Source organism: Tardibacter chloracetimidivorans (genome assembly GCF_001890385.1).
Classification (GTDB): Bacteria; Pseudomonadota; Alphaproteobacteria; order Sphingomonadales; family Sphingomonadaceae; genus Tardibacter; species Tardibacter chloracetimidivorans.
In genome coordinates, this window is sequence record NZ_CP018221.1 from 848,406 (window position 1) to 867,226 (window position 18,821).

15 protein-coding genes are annotated in these 18,821 nt (G+C 61.1%); 6 read left to right on the forward strand and 9 right to left on the reverse strand.

Features of this window, described 5'->3' with window-relative positions; all coding sequences use genetic code 11:
* Positions 1 to 31 precede the first annotated feature (31 nt).
* The 3 genes from BSL82_RS04355 to pcaF are packed head-to-tail and all read left to right on the forward strand — an operon-like array spanning position 32 to position 2,633.
* Complete coding sequence (locus BSL82_RS04355) at positions 32 to 733, forward strand: 3-oxoacid CoA-transferase subunit A (protein WP_072596199.1); 702 nt, start codon at positions 32 to 34, stop codon at positions 731 to 733.
* Entirely contained in the window at positions 730 to 1,368 is a 639-nt protein-coding gene (locus BSL82_RS04360) for a 3-oxoacid CoA-transferase subunit B (RefSeq protein ID WP_072596200.1), read from the forward strand. The genes BSL82_RS04355 and BSL82_RS04360 overlap by 4 nt, the downstream gene beginning before the upstream one ends.
* Positions 1,369 to 1,424: 56 nt before the next feature.
* The gene (gene pcaF, locus BSL82_RS04365; protein ID WP_072596201.1) at positions 1,425 to 2,633 is read left to right on the forward strand and encodes a 3-oxoadipyl-CoA thiolase; all 1,209 of its coding nucleotides are present in this window, start codon (positions 1,425 to 1,427) and stop codon (positions 2,631 to 2,633) included.
* A 45-nt stretch (positions 2,634 to 2,678) separates the two neighbouring features.
* Here the strand turns inward: pcaF and BSL82_RS04370 are convergent, their stop codons facing one another.
* The 6 genes from BSL82_RS04370 to BSL82_RS04395 all read right to left on the reverse strand — a co-directional run bounded on the left by BSL82_RS04370 (position 2,679) and on the right by BSL82_RS04395 (position 12,409).
* A complete protein-coding gene (locus tag BSL82_RS04370; RefSeq protein ID WP_083579031.1) occupies positions 2,679 to 5,099 on the reverse strand; it encodes a TonB-dependent receptor in 2,421 nt (806 codons plus the stop codon).
* Positions 5,100 to 5,271: 172 nt separating this feature from the next.
* On the reverse strand, positions 5,272 to 7,386 hold the full coding sequence (locus BSL82_RS04375; RefSeq protein WP_226998615.1) for a TonB-dependent receptor: 2,115 nt from the start codon (positions 7,384 to 7,386) through the stop codon (positions 5,272 to 5,274).
* A gap of 400 nt (positions 7,387 to 7,786) precedes the next feature.
* The gene (locus BSL82_RS04380) at positions 7,787 to 8,770 is read right to left on the reverse strand and encodes an amidohydrolase family protein (protein ID WP_072596203.1); all 984 of its coding nucleotides are present in this window, start codon (positions 8,768 to 8,770) and stop codon (positions 7,787 to 7,789) included.
* A gap of 120 nt (positions 8,771 to 8,890) precedes the next feature.
* Entirely contained in the window at positions 8,891 to 9,403 is a 513-nt protein-coding gene (locus BSL82_RS04385; RefSeq protein ID WP_158010678.1) for a nuclear transport factor 2 family protein, read from the reverse strand.
* Positions 9,404 to 9,458: 55 nt separating this feature from the next.
* Entirely contained in the window at positions 9,459 to 10,385 is a 927-nt protein-coding gene (locus BSL82_RS04390) for a helix-turn-helix domain-containing protein (protein ID WP_226998616.1), read from the reverse strand.
* 437 nt (positions 10,386 to 10,822) lie between these two features.
* Positions 10,823 to 12,409: an AMP-binding protein gene (locus tag BSL82_RS04395; protein ID WP_072596205.1), complete on the reverse strand. Its 1,587-nt coding sequence runs from the start codon at positions 12,407 to 12,409 to the stop codon at positions 10,823 to 10,825.
* Between the two features lie 538 nt (positions 12,410 to 12,947).
* On the opposite strand from BSL82_RS04395, the gene BSL82_RS04400 reads away from it, so the two are divergent.
* The 3 genes from BSL82_RS04400 to BSL82_RS04410 are packed head-to-tail and all read left to right on the forward strand — an operon-like array spanning position 12,948 to position 16,564.
* Complete coding sequence (locus BSL82_RS04400; protein ID WP_072596206.1) at positions 12,948 to 14,150, forward strand: FAD-dependent oxidoreductase; 1,203 nt, start codon at positions 12,948 to 12,950, stop codon at positions 14,148 to 14,150.
* 42 nt (positions 14,151 to 14,192) lie between these two features.
* Positions 14,193 to 15,761, forward strand: coding sequence for a class I adenylate-forming enzyme family protein (locus BSL82_RS04405; protein ID WP_072596207.1), 1,569 nt, complete (start codon positions 14,193 to 14,195; stop codon positions 15,759 to 15,761).
* Positions 15,762 to 15,799: 38 nt separating this feature from the next.
* On the forward strand, positions 15,800 to 16,564 hold the full coding sequence (locus BSL82_RS04410; protein WP_072596208.1) for a crotonase/enoyl-CoA hydratase family protein: 765 nt from the start codon (positions 15,800 to 15,802) through the stop codon (positions 16,562 to 16,564).
* 198 nt (positions 16,565 to 16,762) lie between these two features.
* Here BSL82_RS04410 and BSL82_RS04415 read toward each other — a convergent pair whose 3' ends face one another.
* The 3 genes from BSL82_RS04415 to BSL82_RS04425 are packed head-to-tail and all read right to left on the reverse strand — an operon-like array spanning position 16,763 to position 18,814.
* On the reverse strand, positions 16,763 to 17,257 hold the full coding sequence (locus BSL82_RS04415; protein WP_072596209.1) for a nuclear transport factor 2 family protein: 495 nt from the start codon (positions 17,255 to 17,257) through the stop codon (positions 16,763 to 16,765).
* A complete protein-coding gene (locus BSL82_RS21725; RefSeq protein WP_072596210.1) occupies positions 17,233 to 17,565 on the reverse strand; it encodes a YciI family protein in 333 nt (110 codons plus the stop codon). The genes BSL82_RS04415 and BSL82_RS21725 overlap by 25 nt, the downstream gene beginning before the upstream one ends.
* A gap of 4 nt (positions 17,566 to 17,569) precedes the next feature.
* On the reverse strand, positions 17,570 to 18,814 hold the full coding sequence (locus tag BSL82_RS04425; RefSeq protein ID WP_226998617.1) for an MFS transporter: 1,245 nt from the start codon (positions 18,812 to 18,814) through the stop codon (positions 17,570 to 17,572).
* Positions 18,815 to 18,821: the final 7 nt, after the last annotated feature.

Consider the following 18,821-nt stretch of genomic DNA (forward strand, 5'->3'; position numbering starts at 1 on the left):
CGCATCGGCAGAATGCGGGGAAAGCCCGCATATGATCGACAAAGCCTCTTCCTCGCCCAAGATCGCGGTGGGAGATATCCGTGATGGCGCGTCGATCATGATCGGTGGCTTCGGCACCGCGGGCATGCCGGACGAGCTGATCGAAGGGCTCATCGCCGGCGGCGCCCGCAACCTGACCATCATCAGCAATAATGCCGGAAATGGCGAGACCGGCGTAGCCGCCCTGATCAAGGAGGGCCGCGTGAGCAAGATCGTCTGTTCCTTCCCGCGGCAGTCCGACTCGCACCATTTCGATGCCGCATACCGCGCAGGCCAGATCGAACTCGAACTCGTCCCGCAGGGGAATCTCGCGGCGCGCATTCAGGCCGCCGGCGCCGGCCTCGGCGCGATCTTCACCCCTACCGGCTTCGGCACCCTGCTCGCCGAGGGCAAGGAAACACGCCGCATCAATGACCGCGATTACGTCATGGAATATCCGATCCATGCGGATTTCGCACTCATCAAGGCGCTCAAGGGCGACAGGTGGGGCAACCTCGTCTATCGCAAGACCGCGCGCAATTTTGGCCCGATCATGGCCATGGCCGCCAGGACGACCATAGCCCAAGTCGAAGAGCTGGTCCCCCTTGGCGCGCTCGATCCCGAGGTCGTCGTGACGCCGGGCATCTTCGTTCAGCGCGTCGTCCGGATCACCCATGTCGCTGCAGCCGAAGCGCGGTTGGGAGAGGCGACATGAACCGGCTGGACCGTAAACAGATGGCCGCGCGCGTAGCGCAGGACATCCCGGAAGGGGCTTATGTCAATCTCGGCATCGGCCTTCCGACGATGATCGCCAACTTTCTGCCGGCCGATCGTGAAATCCTACTTCAGAGCGAAAATGGTCTTCTCGGGATGGGGCCCGCCCCGTCACCGGGCGACGAGGATTGGGAGCTTATCAATGCCGGAAAGCAGGCGGTGACGCTGCTGGCCGGCGGCTCCTTCTTTCATCATGGCGACAGTTTCGCGATGATGCGCGGCGGCCATATCGACATTTGCGTCCTGGGCGCGTTCCAAGTTTCCATTCTCGGCGATATCGCCAACTGGCATAGCGGGGCGCCCGGCGCGATCCCGGCCGTGGGTGGGGCGATGGATCTGGCCATCGGCGCCAAGCAAACCTTCGTGATGATGGATCTGCTGACCAAGCAGGGGCAGAGCAAGCTCGTGCCGTCATGCTCGCTTCCCCTGACCGGCCTTGGCTGCGTCTCCCGCCTCTATACCGATGTCGCCGTGTTCAATCTTGGGCCCGAGGGTGTTCGCGTCGTCGAAACCGTCGACGGGGTCACGATCGACATGCTGCGTAACCTGACGGGCATAGCCCTTGTGAGCCAGTGAGCGTTCCGCCAGAGGCCTGAGAAACGCATCGATATCCATCGGAAGGTCAAAAAAATATGAGCGATGCCTATATCTGCGACGCCATCCGCACGTCGATCGGGCGATATGGCGGTGGCCTGGCTAACCTTCGCGCGGACGATCTGGGCGCGCTGCCGCTGAAAGCGATGCTGCAGCGCAATCCGGGGCTTGATCCGGCGGCGGTCGAAGAGGTGTTTTTCGGCTGCGCCAACCAGGCCGGCGAAGACAATCGCAACGTTGCGCGCATGAGCCTATTGCTCGCCGGGCTGCCGCACAGCGTCCCCGGCGTTACGCTCAATCGCCTATGTGCTTCGGGCCTGGAAGCGATCGGCGCGGCCGCGCGCGCCATCGGATCCGACGAGATGGCGCTCGCCTTCGCCGGTGGCGTCGAAAATATGACGAGAGCTCCCTTCGTCATGGGCAAAACCGCGCAGCGCTTCGGTCGCGATCAGAAGATCGAAGACACTACGATGGGCTGGCGCTTTATCAATCCCGCCCTCGATGCGGCCGTCGGCACGGAAACGATGCCCCGGACGGGCGAAAATGTCGCCGCCGCCTATGGCATCAGCCGCGCCGATCAGGACGCCTTCGCGCTGCGCAGCCACGAGCGCGCGCTGGTCGCCCAGCGAAGCGGCTTTCATGCCGAAGAAATCCTCCCCCTGAGCGTGCCTTCGGGCAAGCGGGGCGAGGCAACCCTTTTCGGCATGGACGAGGGCCCGCGCGCGGACACGACCCTGGAAGCGCTACAAAAGCTGAAGCCGCTTTTTGGCGCGGATGCGACCGTGACCGCCGGCAACGCCTCGAGCATCAACGACGGCGCGGCCGCGCTGATCGTCGCGAGCGAAGCAGCTGCCAGGGATCATGGGCTGACGCCGCGGGCGCGAATCCTCGGCATGGCGGCGATCGGGGTCGAGCCACGCATCATGGGTATCGGCCCGGTGCCCGCCACGCAGAAACTCATGGCCCGCCTCAATCTAAAAATCGACGATTTCGATGCGATCGAACTCAATGAGGCGTTCGCCAGCCAGGCCCTCGCGGTCTTGCGCGCCCTGGGCCTTCACGACGACGCACCGCATGTGAACGCCAATGGCGGCGCGATCGCGCTCGGTCATCCGCTTGGCATGTCCGGTGCCCGCCTGGCCCTGACGCTGGTCCACCAGCTCGAGAAGACCGGAGGAAGGCTCGGCCTCGCCACGCTCTGCGTCGGCGTCGGCATGGGCCTAGCCCTCGCGGTCGAGCGCGTTTGATGGGGCATGTTGGCCGACCGTCGCCCAGCGATGGTCGGTCGGATACTAGAATTTGAAACGGGCCTCGATCGTGAAGGTGCGCGGCTCACCGGGGACCAGGGTGTTGAGCTGGTAGCTCTCGCCCGTCGCCACGCCACCGACATAATAGATTTTGTCGAAGGCGTTTTTAAGATTCGCCGTGAGCGACCAGCCCGCGGAATCATTTTGAAGGCCCAGCCGGAAGTTCGCGGTCGTGTAGGACGGAATGATCGATCCAGCGCTGTTCAGGCTGCGCGGGCTCGTGAAGTTCGACGACTGCCGATAGACATCGCCGTGCACCAGAAACGAGAGTTCGGCCGATAGCGGGATCGTCACGTCGGCATAGGCTACGCCCGAGAATTTCGGGGTGTCGGCGACCCGGTCATAGACCACGGGCAGTCCGTTGGCATTCACGTTGCCATCGACGAATTTTGATTTGGTCAGATTGACGTTGCCGCCGAGGAAGAGCCAAGGCGTCGGCTGGATCGAACCGTCTAGCTCCAGACCATATACCTCGGCCTTCGGCACATTGACGGTGAGCACCGCTGGTCCGCCGCCGACGAACGTATAGGCCGCCCTCTGGTTGTTGCTGATCCAATTGTAGAAGAAGGCGGCGTTAAGACGCGTTCGCACGTCGCCAAGCTCGCCGTTGAACTTGGTACCGAGCTCCGCATCTATGATTTTCTCGGCGCCATAGCTGTCGCCGCCCTGAACTCCCTGTCCATCGAGAGGCGGCAGAAGCAGGTTGTATCCGCCGCTTTTATAGGCGCGCCGGGAAGCGGCATAGACGAGCAGCGTCGGATCGACCTGATGTTGGAGGCCGAGCGTCCAGCTCAATTTGTTGTAGGTCGCCGACTTATTATAATCATAGCCGGCGGGCGCCGGATCGCCGAGGGCGATACGCGAACTGTTGGTCGGAAGCGTGACGCGCGTCACCTTCTCGCTGGTGTAGCGAAACCCGGCGGTCGCCGAGAGACCCGTATCGGTCAGCTTGAACGAACCCTGGGCATAGCCGGCATAAGTGAAGTTTTTGACGGTGTTATCCAGATGCTGCAGGAAGCCGCCAAACAGAATGTCGAGAGAATTATTGGTGAGGCGCTGAGTGGTTTTCTCGTCCGAGAAATAGCCGCCGATCGTATAATCGAGACGATCCGACAGCGCCGTACCCTGCAATTGCAGTTCGTCGGAAATCTGGCGCGTGAAGTTACAAATGCACTCGCCGACCCTTTGGCCGGATACCAGAAAGGGGAAGCCATCCGCGTCGTTGCCGTAATTCTCGCGAATGCGGGTATAACCGAGGATATTCTTCAGCCGCGCGGTGCCACCGAGCTCCACGGTCGTCGCGTTGGTCACGATCAGATTCTTAGTGAGATGGAAATTAGCCCCATCGTCGTTCACCACATAGGGGCCGCGGGCCAGCTGCGCGGCAAGTTCGTCGCGGGCACTGTTCGCATGCCGGGGATCGGCGAAATAGGTATCGTAGAAGGGCGCGACCACCGATGCCGGAGCACCCGTAAAGGCCGAAATCGTGCCGATGCCCGTGGCTCTGGCAGTGGGCGTCCCGACGCCGGCATAGAGCAACTCCAGTGGAACGAGCGGAGTCGGGCCTCCGGTCAGCGGTAACAGGCCGCTGACGGTGCCGAGCATATTCTCGCCCTTGTCGTGAAAATAATCGACGACGAGTTCGTTTTTGATCGAGCCGAGATTGACCGTGACGCTGCCGCGCCCGCCATAGCGTTCGAAGTCGCCGATGCGACGGCCGCCATAATAGAGATTCTTCTGAAAACCATGACGGCGCTGGAATATGCCGGCCAGACGAGCGGTCAGCGCGTCGCCTGCAATTGGCCCGCTGATAGCGCCTTCGATCTTCCGCGCGCCATGGTCGCCCGCAAGGGCGCTGGCATAGCCCGACAGCGTTTCGGTCGGCTTAGCCGTCGTGAACAGAACCGCGCCACCTGTCGCGCTGCGCCCGAACAACGTGCCCTGAGGGCCCTTGAGCACTTGGACGGACTGAAGGTCGTAGAAGGCGGTCGCGGACCCCTGCCCGCCGATCTGCACCTCATTGATATAGGGCAGCACGCCGGGGCGGGAGTTGCTGTACGCATCCTGCGACTGGCCGCGGATGGAATAGTTGAGCGATGTGGCAGACAGGCCGGCGCGCACTGTTAGGCCGGGAGCGACAAAGCGAAGATCCTGCTCGGACCCGACCTGCGCCTTGGCGAGGGTGTCCGCCGAGATCACAGCGACGGAGACGGGAGTCTTCGACAGGCTCTCGTCACGACGGCGGGCCGTCACGACGATGTCGCCCACTTCTGTTTCCGCCCCCGGAGCCGTTCCCCGCGCGGCCTCGGAAGGGACTATATGCGCAGCCGTCTGGGCTAAGGCGATATCGGGAGCGAGCAAAGCAGTGCCAAGAGCGGTCGTGACCGCAAGCTGCCTTTTTAACATTGGAATCTCCAATTTTATTTCATTCGACAGCCCAGAGCTCTTGGGGTCGTGACGACGCCGTCGTGACAACCGAAGAGTTAGCGTCTGCTCCCTTGTCCGGCCGAACACCGACAGGCGAGCCAGTCAGTCCGAGGGCGACGCGGCGTCGCATATCGGACTGACTGGCTCGCTGTCAGAATTTATAGGAAGCCGAGATGCCGTAGACCGCCGGCTGCCCGTAATTCTGCGCGATCGAGAAATTGACCGGCGTCAGCTGGTTCACATATTTCTTGTCGGTCACGTTCGTCCCGTACACGGCAAAGGAAGTATGCCCGTCCGGCAGAGTATATCCAACGCGCAGATTCAACAGGCCATAAGCGCCCTGCCCGAACTGCTCCGCCGGATCGAAAAAGATCTTCGAGGTGCGGTAGTAATTGGCCGAGAACGCGATCTCACCGCCGGCCAGGGGCCGCGTATAGTTGACGGTCACGTTGCCGCTGAATTTCGGCGAACGCGGCATCGTGAAACCGCTCGCATCGATCGGCGTCGTGATGAACAGGCCGAAAAACGCTCCGCAGGACACGAGGTCGAGACATTGAACCTGGGCCGGGGCACCCAAGAACTTCTTGAACCGCGCATGGGTGTAGGCGCCCGCGACCCTGATCTCGAGCCCCTCGACCGGATTGACCGACACGTCGCCTTCGACGCCGTACACTTCCGCCCGCGCGGCATTCTTCAACGTCACGGTCGTCGACGTGTAGGAGGCGAGCTGAAGGTTGGTATAATCGTAATAATAGCCGGCCGTGCTGAAGCGCACGTTGCGTGACGCCGTCTTAAATCCGACCTCATAGGCCGTCAGTTTCTCAGGCTTGACCGGCGTGGTGAGGTCGATCGAGAAGGTGTTGAACGCGCCCGATTTGAAGCCCTTCGAGAAGGACGCGTAGACGCTAGTGCGAGGCGCGAGCTCGTAGCGGATGACCGCGCGCGGCGTCAGACTGTTGAAGGTCTTCGACGCGCTGTCATTGGCGCCGGGCGTGCCGAACGCCGTGCTCTGGACCAGATAGTCCGCCAAGCGCTTCTCGCTGCTGTACCGAAGACCACCGGTCAGAAACAACTTGTCGGCCAGTTCGTAGGTCGCATCTCCAAAAAAGGCGAAGGATTTGCTTGTCTGCTGGTGAACGAGCCCGAGCGCAAGGGGCGCACCGGCATAGAATTGCTGAGCATCCTTATCATAGAAATAGTTGGCGCCCAGCACCCAGCTCAATCGACGCGATGTATCTTGGGGCGACGTCAGGACGAATTCCTGGGACGCTGACTTCTGTTGATTGCGGTATAAAACGTTGAACACGCTGGCGCTTGCCGCATCGTTGTCGTTGGCTGACAGCGTCCTCTGATCGCGATACATCGAGTAGGAGGTCAGCTTCCCAAAGCCTAAATCCGTGTCGGCCGTGAGGTAGGCACCGTCGACATTGAGCTTGAATCTAGGATCGTAGTCCGACGAAATATCGCCGCGCTTCGATGCGATCACCGATCCCGGAATGAAGGCGTCGATGGTTAGACCCTGATAGGCATTATACATCGCGGACGTCGGATCGCTGACATCCGTATGCTGGTAGCTCAGCATGACATCGGTCGCGTCGGAGACCTCCCACAATATCTTGGACTTGAAGCTCAGGCTGTGGAATTTGCCCGGATTGTCGTCGCCGGTGAAGATATTCTTGTAGAAGTTGTCGCCGCGCTCATAAGCTGCCGTGATGCTCACGGCCACCTTCTCGGTCAGACCGGTCGACAGGAAGCCACCGACGCTCGGATGGTTGAAGCGTTCGTAGCTCGCCATGATGTTGCCGGTCGTCTGAAAGGTTGGCTTCTTGGTCGTCACCAGGATGGCCCCGCCGGTCGCATTGCGGCCGAACAGCGTACCCTGGGGGCCTTTCAGCACGCTGACATTGTCGACATCTAGCAGTTTGAAGTCGGTGCTGAACGGACTCGAAATATAGAAGCCGTCGACATAGGTCGCGATGTTCGAGTTCAGGCCGGGGCCGACCGCAGCGGTGCCGACGCCGCGGATGGTCGGCTGGGCGAAGCTGGCCGAATAATCGAAGCGCAGGCCGGGCACGACCTGGGCCAGCTGACCCGTGCTGGTGACCGACGATTTGGCGAGCCCGCCGCCGCCGATCGACGTGATCGCGATCGGAACAGCCTCGAGCGATTCCGCGCGACGCTGGGCGGTCACGACGATCTCGCCGACATCCGCATTGTCGCCGGCCGCCGCAGCGGCGGCCGGCGATGCCGCGGCATCACTTTGCATGGCAGCGAAAGCGGTTCCTGAAGATGCCGCGAAAAGTGCCAGCGCAGAAGCTCCCAAGGCATAAGGACGCCCGATTCTCGCCAGCATGAAGCCGCTATAGAAGTTCATTTCACTCCTCCCCCACTTTTGTTCTTTGGATCATCGATGTGATTGCTGTGCTAAGAAAACCAGGAATCAAATAACCAACTCACTACGCCTATTGCACCATGCGGGCGAACCCGCCGACCGTCCTGCACAAATCCAACTTTCTTCGGCATAATCGCACAGTGAAAGCCATTGGCCTTGGCTGGCGAGCGGCGAATCCCCGGTAGTTCCCGCGTGATGCCGAACTCGACCAGCGGCCGGTCGCATAGCCCGACATGTCGGAGGCTCCGTAACGCTTGAGGTCAGGCGATTCTCCTCAGCTCTCAGAATTCAACTCTATCCGATAAATCGAAGCGGCGGTTTGCGAGAACAGCTTGGTACGATCGGAGACGGAAAAATCGGCGGTTATGCGCTTGAAGCTGTTCCACAAATTCCCGTAGGAGATAATTTGCGAGTCGACGGGCGCGTTGCTTTCAAACATGCATCGATCCGGGCCAAACAGATCAATCGCCGTCAATATATGCCGGCGGTGCAACTCGTTCGCCTCTGCCGCACTCTGGACAGCCATCCCCGTCGTAACGATGTTCATGCCACCGAGCTTTATTATGACGTTGGGGCAGGTAGCAACCGCTTCCAGATTTGTCTTCCAATCGGCGAAGGCCTCCTTGAGGCGGCCCTGATAGCGCCCGGTACCTCTGGGCCCGCCCAGATGATTGACGATGATGACGACATCGGGAACCGCATTGGCAATATCGACGACCTCCAGCAGTTGATCCTGGAACAGCCAGGCATCGAAGGTCATTCCTTTGCGGGCGAGTGCGGCCAGACCTTCCTTGAACGACGGCCGCAGCATCACCTGCCCCTGGTCGCACCCCCAATTGGGCAGCTCATCGGCGAAAGCGGTCATATGCCGAATGCCTCGGAAACGGGGTGAAACAGCAGCGAACTCGTCCAACACCTCCTCGACGGCGCGACCCATGGTCAAATTTGCGGTGCCGACGATGCCTGCGCACAGGCCCGGAAGTCTGCCATTGCGGCGGGCATAGCCGGCGACGGTCTTTTCGACAGATTCCACCTCGCCGACGACGCGCAGATGCTCGGGTCCCGACGTTCGGTATCCGACCAAAGAGTCGTTATAGACACTTGCTATGACATTGTGCCCCGATCTTAGGATTTCGTCGGCGAACTGATCTATCGTGTAAGGCATATAGCCCTCTAGCGGCGCCCGCTCCCACAGGTGGTGATGGGCATCGATGATCGGCAGATCCGGATCCAGGGGCAGTTCTTCGGATGGGATCATGACCGTCTCCTCATCGCTTATCAACGCTGCCCGGATCGGTAGCCCTACAAGGGGCAACGCTCGACCAGCTTTGCGGCGCTGGGAACCGAGCTTCAAACCAGCCAGGATTTCGAGATGTCATCAGATAGCCTCTATATGCATCCATCTGAGCCGCCACGCCGCGATTTTCCATGCGCTCCCGATCCTGATCAGGCGATGCTCGTAACGGCCCCAGCCATGGAACTTCATCGCGGGGGTGAGCAGGTGGTCCTCCAGCGCCCAGAACCCGATCGCATTGCTATCATCCACGAAGCTAATCTCGGGCGAATGGACATGATGGGCGCTCATACCCCCGTCCGCCATGGTCCGGCTCACCATCGCGATCCAGAGGTCGCGCGAAATCGGTTCAGGGTTTGAGCCCTCTTTCCGGAAAATCGACCATTGCGCCGGGTCCTTGACCTCCACCGCGAACATACAACCGGGCGTGAACAACTCGACGAAGTCATCCCACATCTGCTGATCGAGAAACCGGCAGTAGCGTGCCTTCAGGAGTTTGATATTCTCGATATTGCTCATCGTCCGGATGAAGGCTTTAGCCCCCATGTCGGCCGATAGCGACGGATAGATCAACGGATTTTGGATCTTTTCACGCATTTCCATATGTGATTCAGCGCATGCCGTAGCGATACGGGCCTAGCAAGAGCGTACCTCAACTCAGGGCGTTTCGCCGATATGCGGCTGGCGTGACTCCCAACTGCCGGCCAAAGGTTCTAGTCAGATGCTCCTGGTGGCTGAACCCGCATTCGAAAGCGATCTGGGCAATCGAGGCTCTCCCTTGGAGCAGGGTGCGGGCTCGCGCGACTCTCGCTTCAATCAGATATTGATGCGGCGTCTTCCCGGTCGAGAGCTTGAACTGACGCGCGAATTGTATGGCGCTCAATCCCGCAGCATTGGCCAGATCGTCGATCCGAAGAGGTTGTTCCATCTGCTCCTCTATTAGTTCGCGCACAGCCGCCAGCTGCTGGAAGCTGAGGCCTTTGCCGGAGGAAAGAGGCGCATGGACGCCAGTCGAATGATACCGGACCAGTTGCGCCGCCATCACACGTGCCAAGCCGTCCGCGAAAAAATCGGTCTGGCGATCGGCCATCATCGCGCAGGCCATGCGACCCAGATGTTCTATCAGCGGGTCGCGCTCGCCCATGCGCGGCAGCAATTCGATGCCCTCGGGATCGCCCTGACACAGTTCGCTGGCCGCAGCCGTCAGTAGATCGCCCTTAATGTAGAGATGGATGGTCTCGAGCGGCGCGCAGAGCTTGACGCCAAAATCCCGGCCACCGGGAAGAACGAACATCCCGCCGGTCTGAATGCGCGTCCGGTGTCGTTCGCCGCTGAGCTGGCGTTCCACGTTCACTGGCCCGCTGAGGTGGATGACGATCAGATGATCATGGCAACTGGCGAAGTCGGCACTGTAGGGCCGCTCGTGCTGCCGCGAGGCGTAAAGGGTCGTCCAGCCCAAGCTATCGCTGGACTCATGGATCGTATGCTCCGGCCGAAGCAAGATGCCGTGCGTATACGCCGCAGTGAACGGCGGAAATTCGTTAGATGCGACTGCGTGCATGTCCAGCGCCTCGCCCAATTCACTCTCCCGCGGCTTCGTAGACCGCCTTGCAAATGGTACTATAATATGACCTTCTGTGACTGGCAAGGGAAATACAGGCATGGCGATTGAGGGTGAGTTCCGATTTGCTCGCTCAATAACCGAACTCGACGAGGCAGAACCCACGTCATGCCGCACTGCAATAAGTATTTTCGTGCAGCCATCGAGGGAGCACCCCCGCGCCGGAGGGGCTCGACACCATCCCTCCTGGCCGGGCCGAACCCCAGAATATCGCCTGACCGGCCCTAATATCATAATGAGTGTTGATGATATTTAGCCGGTTCATCCACTAACCGACCTCGCCTCGCATCAATGGTGCCCACGTCGGGCACCGTCATGGATCATGACGACCGAGTCGAAATCCCGCATAACAATGCTGCCGCGGACAAGGCGCGGGCCATGGGCCCTTTCGGCCGTTACGCGCTCGCCAGCCGGCCCCATTCAGCGTCCCGCAGCTCCTTGCGCCGGATCTTGCCGCTGATCGTCTTCGGCAGGCTATCGACGAATTCGATGCGTCGCGGATATTTATAGGGCGCGGTGGTCGCCTTGACGTGATCCTGCAGGATTTTCACGAGATCCGGCGAAGCCTGATAGCCGGCCGCCAGAACGACGAACGCCTTGATCACCTCGCCCCGCTCCTTGTCAGGGCTCGCCACGACCGCACTTTCCGCGACTGCCGGATGTTCGAACAGGGCGCTTTCTACCTCGAAAGGACCGATCCTGTAGCCAGCGGTCAGAATGACGTCGTCCGCACGGCCGACGAACCAAAAATAGCCATCTTCGTCCACGACCGCGCGGTCACCGGTAAGATACCACCCGTTCCGGAACACGCTCTCGTTCAAGGCCGCCTCGCCGCGATAACCTTTGAACAGACCCGGCGGCCTCGGTTCCCCGGCCCGCAGCGCGATGTCGCCTTCCTTGCCGGCAGGCATCGGCGCCCCCTCTTCGTCCACGACCGCCATGTCGAACTGGGGCGCGGGCTTGCCCATGGAACCGGACCGCGAAGCGCCCGGCCGATTGCCGCATAGCAGCACGGTTTCGGTCTGCCCATAGCCATCGTGGATTACCAGTCCGGTCGTCTCGCTCCACAATTCGATGACTTCGGGGTTTAAGGGCTCGCCGGCACTGACGCAGTGGCGAAGCGCGGCGAATGTCCTGCCCTTCAGGTTGCTTCGGACAAACATTCGGTAGGCTGTCGGTGGCGCGCAGAGCGTCGTGATCGGAAAACGCTCCAGCATGTCCAGCGACGCCGCCGGATCGAACGAGCGGGACTGGTGCGTGAATATCGCCGCACCTTGCTGCCACGGCCCGAACAGGCTGCTCCACGCCGCCTTAGCCCATCCGTTGTCGGAAACGTTCCAGTGAAGGTCGTTGGATCCCAAACCCAGCCAGTAAGACCCTGTGATCCGATGCGCCAGCGCATAGCTATGGCCATGGACCGCCATTTTCGGCTGACCGGTCGTACCGCTCGAAAAATAACAGAAAGCGTCTTCGTCAGATCCGGTATCGGCGAATCCGTCGAAAGGATCCGCGGCCACTAAAGCCTCATCATAGCTCGTCCAGCCGGCGCGGCTCGACCCGACAATGATCCGCGTCGTATCGCCGTCCCACGCCGCATCGACGGCATCCGCCACATCGGCAGATGCTATGATGCAGCGCGCGCCCGAAGCATCGCGGCGGTAGGCGATATCCTTCGCCTTGAGCTGGATTGTGCCTGGTGATGCGATCGCGCCAAGCCGCAGGCAGCCGAGCATCAGCTCCCACCACGCCAGCTCGCGCGACAAAAGTATCAGGACAGTGTCGCCACGGCGCACGCCCCACGCGGCAAGCAGCGAGGCGGCACGCGCACCCGCCAGGCTCATTTCGGAAAAGCTGCGATCCTCCACCTGCCCATCGCCGCCGATCCAAAGCAGTGCGCGATCGTCCGGCCGCTCATGCGCAATCCGTTCAAAATCGTCGCGCGCAAAGTTGTAGCGGGTCGGAATGTCGAACGGCTGCACCATGTCTAACCTGCCCTAAATGCCTTGTGAGTTATGGCGCAACGCAAGCGCTTGCGCGAGCCAGCAGCGGCCGCCCCGTTCAATTTCTTGCCTAAAGTTGGTCGAATCTATTGTCAATCTCCATTACTAGTGACACATGTTCGTCGCTCGCCCCGAGTCGCCGTTATCCCTTTATCAAGGGCATATTGCCGCTTCCGCTGCGATTGAAGGGCCGAAGCAGTACAAACATTAGTTTACAATATGACGCTTGCTGGATAATATCGGTCCACGGCATAAATCGGGGTGCGACGCCAGGCTCGCTTCGTGGGGCGGCAGTTGTTTTCGAGACAGAAGAGGCGGGAAGAAGCTTAGCGCGTAATTGCCAGGCGAGTTCAATTCGCTGGTCGGGAGAAGGATCGTCGAAGATCGGCTCACGGCGGCTAGGCCGACTGGAGGCCGGTCATTTCGTGAATTTCTCGACAAAAATTGCGGACGGACGGTGCAAGCGCCAGGCGTCGCGCCTCATCTGCCCGCATCCGATTGAATAGAAAGAGAATATTGAATGAAGGTGCAAGTTGCAGTGGTAGGTGCTGGCCCGGTCGGGCTGACAGCCGCTCTCGCCCTCAAGGCGCAAGGGATTACACCGGTAATTTTCGAGGCGGATGCGGAAGACAAGCTGCGGCCAGGCAGCCGCGCGCTCTTCATTCACAATCAGCCCCTCCAGGAACTCGATCAGATGGCGCCGGGGATGCGGCAGACCCTCATCGACCAGGGCCTTGTCTGGGATGCGAGGCGATATTTCTACCGTGGCCGCCAGTTCTTCGTCAAAGAATATGACGAGCGTAAACGGCAGATTTTTGGCACGAGCGTACCACAGGCGGTAACCGAAGCGGCGTTGCGCGACGCTTGCCGCGCGGCGGGCATTGAAACCTATTGGAGCGCTCCGGTAGCGGGCGTTCACGTGGACGATCACGGTGTCGAGATCGCGTTCGAGGGTCGTGATTCCGTCATGGCGGATTTCGTCGTCGGCGCCGATGGGTCGAAGTCGGTCGTTCGGAAGACGGCCGGCATCAAGCTGATCGGCAACACATCGGATTCACGCTGGGTGATCATAGATCTCGACGAGCTCGATGAGGAGCCCGCGCGTAAGGAACTTACCTTCCACTATGCGCATCCTGGGGTGGGCCAGCGCAATGTACTGATGATCCCGTTCAAGGGCGGATGGCGCCTGGATATCGAGGCACGCAACGACGAAGAGTTGCGCCGCTTGAGCACGCCAGAGGAAATTCGCGCCTGGCTGCCGTCCGTGATGGACGCACGCTATTGCGACAAGATAGCGTGGGTATCGACCTATCGCTTCTATCAACTCGTCGCAGAGCACTTCACCGACACACACCGGCGGGTGCTGCTGGTCGGCGAGGCCGCGCACCTGTTTCCGCCCTTTGGCGGCCGTGGCCTGAATTCCGGAATCATCGATGCGGCCAGCGCTGCGCACGCAATCGCCCAGTCGATCGCGTCGCCCGGCCTGGAACAACGGAAAATACTGGTCGACGCTTTCTCCAGGGATCGCCGGGCGGCGGCCGACTTCAACATGGAATCCGCAGCGATCGGCGTCGATCTGATGGCGCCGGCAACGATCCTGGGTCGTCTGAAGCGCGAGTGGCTCGCGCTCAGATCGCGTTGGTCGATAGGGGCTGCGCGGGCGCTGAGCATGGGGCCCAATGGCCGAGCAGGCGGACGACCAGGCCAAAGTGGGATTTATTGAGGAACGAGCGGCAAAGCTCGATAAAGCAGAGGTTCAGGACCGATGAGGAAAGCTGCAGCAATTGCGCCGGGCGAAACGATCGGCGATATTTTTGACCATAACGCTCAGCATGCCGCCGGCTTCGATGCCATCGTCAACGATGCCCAAAGCATCGACTATGGTTCGCTTGCGGCCATGGTCGACTGCATGGCCGCGTTTCTCGTCGGCAAAGGCATCGGGAAGGGCGATCGTGTCGCCATCCTTTCGAACGCTCGGGCCGAAGTCGTCATCACCTTCCTCGCCTGCGCAAAGATCGGCGCCATCTATCTCGGGCTGAGCACGCGCCTGGCTCAGCCCGAACTCGCCTATATCATGGACGATGCAAAGCCCGGCTTCATTTTCTCCGCGGACATTCTCGACGGCAAAGATTACGGGCAGTTGGTGTCCGCGGTGAGCAAGGATGCCGCGGGACCGGTCCCCTTCATCTTTTCTGCTTCCGGCCAGGCACTTTCACCCGAGTTCACGCGCCTCGTGGCCGGTGATGCACCCCCAGCAAAGTTGCCCAATGACGTCACGGAGAATGACCCCGTGGCGATCATCTACACGTCGGGATCTACGGGCGCACCGAAGGGCGCCCTGTTATCCCATGCAAATCTGATTATCTCGGCTAAAGCCTATATCGAACAGTCGGCCCTGCGCCGCCCGCGAGCGATTTCGCAACTTCCCATCGACCATGTCGGATATGTTCTGTGCGAGATGGCGGCGATCCTTATGGTGGGCGGAGCGCTTGTGCAGGTGCCCCGCTTCGATTCCGAATTGCTGCTGTCCGCAATCGAGCGGCATCGCGTTACCCTGGTCCTGTGCATACCGACGATGATCCAGCGACTGGTCGAGAGCGGCCTGCTCGATCGCTATGACCTCAGCAGCCTGGAATTTCTCTGGTGGGCCGGCCCCCTGCCCACCTCGTCCGTCGCCGTGATGCGGCGTTACTGCAAGGTGCTGGCCGTCTCCTACGGCATGACCGAAGCCAGCGGGACGATAACCTTCTCGACGGAGAAAGACGGCGACCTCGAAATCTGCTCGACGGTCGGCCGGCCACATCCCCGGGTCGAGGTCCGCATCGTCCGCGCAGACGGCGAGGATGCGCCGGGGGAAATCCAACTCAAAGGGCCGCAGATCATGCTCGGCTATTGGAACAAGCCGGACGCGACACGGGCCGCCTTTACCGAGGATGGCTGGTTTCGAACCGGTGACCTGGGCATTTTCAAGGGCGACAACATCGCCATCGTCGGCCGCAGCAAGGAGATGATCCGCTCGGGCGGGTATAATATCCTCCCGTCCGAGGTGGAGATCGCGCTCGAGGAACATGCCGACGTCGTGATGGCGTTCGTCGGCGGGGTTCCCGACGCGCTGTACGGCGAAGCAGTCCACGCGATCGTGCAGGTGCGCGATGTCGCCAAAACATCAGGCGAAGGGCTGTCCAGCTTCCTCAAGCAGCGGATTTCCAGCGTCAAGATTCCGAAACAGGTCTATTTTCGATCGTCCCTCCCCCTCTTGGCGAATGGCAAGATCGACCGAAAGACGCTGCGCGAGGAGCTCGTCAGGCTGGCTGAGGCGGGCACCCCTCAATAATCCCGCAGAACGATATTTCGAAGGATGGAGAGATACGGATGACCGAACAACCCGTCGTGACAGCTCGAGACGGCGCGATCCTGATCGTGACCTTGAACCGGCCAGACAGGCTCAATTCGATCACCAAGGCCATGGCCGAGGGCATCGCCGCGGCGATGGATGAATTGGACAATGACGACACTCTCGCGGTTGGCATCCTCACCGGCGCGGGTGGCCGTTTTTCGGCGGGAGCGGATGTCAAAGGCTTCCTCGTCGACGGCGTGCCGCGGGCCGGCGGTCGTGGGTTCGCGGGGATTGTCGAAAAGCCCTCGCGCAAACCTCTTATCGCGGCGATCGAGGGGCTGGCGATCGGCGGCGGCTTCGAAATGGCGCTGGCGTGCGATCTGATCGTCGCCGCCGCGGGGGCGAAGATCGGTCTTCCCGAAACCAAGGTGGGGCTCGCCGCAGCGGGTGGGGGCTTGCTGAACCTTTCACGGGCCCCCGTTCAACTGGCGATGGAGCTCAACCTCATCGGCGACCCGCTCCCGGCAGAGCGCCTCCATGCGGTCGGTATCGTCAATCGCATCGCCGAACCGGGAGAGGCGCTGACCGTCGCCCTCGATCTGGCCCGCCGGATCGCGGCCAATGCCCCCGTCGCCCTCGCCGGCGCCAAGGAGGTCATCCGGAACTCCGCCACCTGGTCGACCGATGAGCGGTGGAAGCGGCAGGCGGAGATAACCGACCAGATCACCAATTCCGATGATGCCAAGGAGGGCTTCCAGGCCTTCATCGACAAGCGCAAACCGGTCTGGTCTGGCCGTTAATCGCGGCGCCGCAGGCGAACGCGCAGCGAATACTGGCGTTCACCTGTCGGCCCGGAATTGGGCGCCACAGATTGATAATCGCGAAGCGCTGACGAAGCAGCATGCTGGGATCGAGCCCGCGAGCCTCAAGTTCACGTCGCGCGCGATCCGGTCCCGAGCGGATGGTGAAATCATTTCCCGGCATGAGTCGGCGGCCGATCATTCGGCCGGAACGATATCCACGCGAAGGCGCGTCAGCCGCAATGTCTCTATGCGCCATGTGGCATCCTCGATAATATATGTCTCGTGATAGTGCCCAAAGCCATGCATGGATTTGATCGGACCGGTGCGAAGCTGGATCCGGTCCTCCATCGCCCAGATCGCCTTTGCGGTGGTGGGCGAGGTCAGCTCGATCTCCGGCATGTGACAATGGTGCACCGACGATGAAAGGTTGCTCAGCATCAGCGCAATCGTGTCGCGGATGTTCTTGCGCCCCACCTGATAGCCTATTTCGGCGAATACCCCGTCCGTCGGCGGCTCTATCGATGCAGCCGCGCGGACATCGAAAATGGCGTTCTCGCTGAACAGATCCGCCAGTTCCCCCGGTTGTCCGGTGTCGCAGTAACGGCAATAGCGCGCCTTGATCAGATGTATCGCTTCCATGCTGGCTATGTCGCTCAAGGTAATGGCTATCCCCTCCGTTTGTTCAAGCATGATCCTGCGTGGGCCGGCGGTGCCCCGACTGTCCAATGGAGGACATGTAGCTCTGTCCGCACGAAAAGGTCGGCAAGTATATACGGATCGCCTGCGATGACCCGTTCGACATCCGCGCGCGATGCCGCTTCGAAGATCAGCAGCGATCCCACCATCTCGCCTGCGACAGTATCGAGCAACGGCCCTCCCGACACGAAGGTGCAATCGGCATGACGTGTGCGGAGATGGGCTCGATGCGCATCGCGGGAGCGCTCTCGTACTGGCCCGCTGCCGATCCGATCGATCCCCATGAAGGCGAAATAAGCCATTGGATCAAGATTCCCGGGCCAGTTTGCGCGGTGCGGTCTCGACGAGGAACAGCATTAGCACGGCACCGGCGATCATACCGCACAACGCCAGGTAGAGCATTGCTCCGATCCCGCACTCGGCGATGATCGCACCGGCTACAACCAGGGCCAGCCCGCCGCCGAAAATCTCCCCCGATCCGATGATCAGCCCTGCCGCTGTCGATATCATGCCCGGCGGCGCGGCCTCCGTGGCGACCGGACCGGTCAACAGCGACAACAGCCCGAAACTGAAGGCGGTGCAGAAGAACAGCAAGCCAAAGAGCAAGCCGACATTGGGCCCCGCCTGCATGAAGGCGATCAGAAACACCGCTCCGCCGGCGAACCCCGAAGCGGCCATCGTCCGCCGTCCGAAATGATCTGAAAGCCAAGCGAGCCCCCACTGCCCGACAAACCCTCCGAACCCGATCGCGGAGGTCACCAGCCCCATGTCGGTGGACGACAGTCCAAGTTCGGTCGTCAGATAGAGCGGTATGTTCGCGCTGAGCACGAATATACCGCACATCGCACAGAGCAATCCGGCCATGCCCAGCGGGACATTGCGGTGCCGAAGGACGACAGCGAAAGGTACCGGGCTGGCCTGCGGTGCACGGGCGACGTTGTTTTGATGAGGTTCGCGGATGATTGCCGCCAGCAGCGCGGACAGGATCAGACCGGGGATGGCGACGATCAGGAATATGGCGCGCCAGGACATGACCGTCAGAAGCTGCGTGGCGAGGATCGGCCCGAAACCAAGACCGAACAGAGCGAAACTCGCTTGCTGGAGACCCTGATTGAAGCCACGGCGATTGTGATGTGAGGCTTCGGCAGTCGCGGCGAAGCTAGCCGGTGCGAACGCGCCCTCGGCGACGCCCATCGTCCCCCGAATGATCGCGAAGGTCATCAGGCCGGACGCGAGCGCGCTGAAGCCCGATGCGAGGGAGAAGATGACGATCGCCGGAAGGAGGACCGCCCGCCGGCCGATGCGGTCGGACAGGCCGCCCATCAGCACGGCAGCGATGCCCCAGGTGACCCCCAGGATCGCGACCAGGAAGTTTATATGCTGGGGAGCCAGGCCAAGATCTGCGATGATCGCCGGGGCGAGCGGCGCTATGATCCATCGATCCAAGCCGACCAGGCCGAAGGCTGCGCTGAGCAGGAGAACCGCGCGCCACTCATAGCGGGAATCGAACTCCCGTGATTCAATGCCGGCATTGGGCTTATCAGCGTTCATCGTCCCC

What these genes read in the sequence shown, in the direction of transcription:
- BSL82_RS04355 (WP_072596199.1), top strand. Translation starts at nt 32, where the DNA reads ATGATCGACAAAGCCTCTTCCTCGCCCAAGATCGCGGTGGGAGATATC.
- BSL82_RS04360 (WP_072596200.1), top strand. Translation starts at nt 730, where the DNA reads ATGAACCGGCTGGACCGTAAACAGATGGCCGCGCGCGTAGCGCAGGAC.
- pcaF (WP_072596201.1), top strand. Translation starts at nt 1,425, where the DNA reads ATGAGCGATGCCTATATCTGCGACGCCATCCGCACGTCGATCGGGCGA.
- BSL82_RS04370 (WP_083579031.1), bottom strand. Translation starts at nt 5,099, where the DNA reads ATGTTAAAAAGGCAGCTTGCGGTCACGACCGCTCTTGGCACTGCTTTG.
- BSL82_RS04375 (WP_226998615.1), bottom strand. Translation starts at nt 7,386, where the DNA reads ATGCAAAGTGATGCCGCGGCATCGCCGGCCGCCGCTGCGGCGGCCGGC.
- BSL82_RS04380 (WP_072596203.1), bottom strand. Translation starts at nt 8,770, where the DNA reads ATGATCCCATCCGAAGAACTGCCCCTGGATCCGGATCTGCCGATCATC.
- BSL82_RS04385 (WP_158010678.1), bottom strand. Translation starts at nt 9,403, where the DNA reads ATGCGTGAAAAGATCCAAAATCCGTTGATCTATCCGTCGCTATCGGCC.
- BSL82_RS04395 (WP_072596205.1), bottom strand. Translation starts at nt 12,409, where the DNA reads ATGGTGCAGCCGTTCGACATTCCGACCCGCTACAACTTTGCGCGCGAC.
- BSL82_RS04400 (WP_072596206.1), top strand. Translation starts at nt 12,948, where the DNA reads ATGAAGGTGCAAGTTGCAGTGGTAGGTGCTGGCCCGGTCGGGCTGACA.
- BSL82_RS04405 (WP_072596207.1), top strand. Translation starts at nt 14,193, where the DNA reads ATGAGGAAAGCTGCAGCAATTGCGCCGGGCGAAACGATCGGCGATATT.
- BSL82_RS04410 (WP_072596208.1), top strand. Translation starts at nt 15,800, where the DNA reads ATGACCGAACAACCCGTCGTGACAGCTCGAGACGGCGCGATCCTGATC.
- BSL82_RS04415 (WP_072596209.1), bottom strand. Translation starts at nt 17,257, where the DNA reads ATGCTTGAACAAACGGAGGGGATAGCCATTACCTTGAGCGACATAGCC.
- BSL82_RS21725 (WP_072596210.1), bottom strand. Translation starts at nt 17,565, where the DNA reads ATGGCTTATTTCGCCTTCATGGGGATCGATCGGATCGGCAGCGGGCCA.
- BSL82_RS04425 (WP_226998617.1), bottom strand. Translation starts at nt 18,814, where the DNA reads ATGAACGCTGATAAGCCCAATGCCGGCATTGAATCACGGGAGTTCGAT.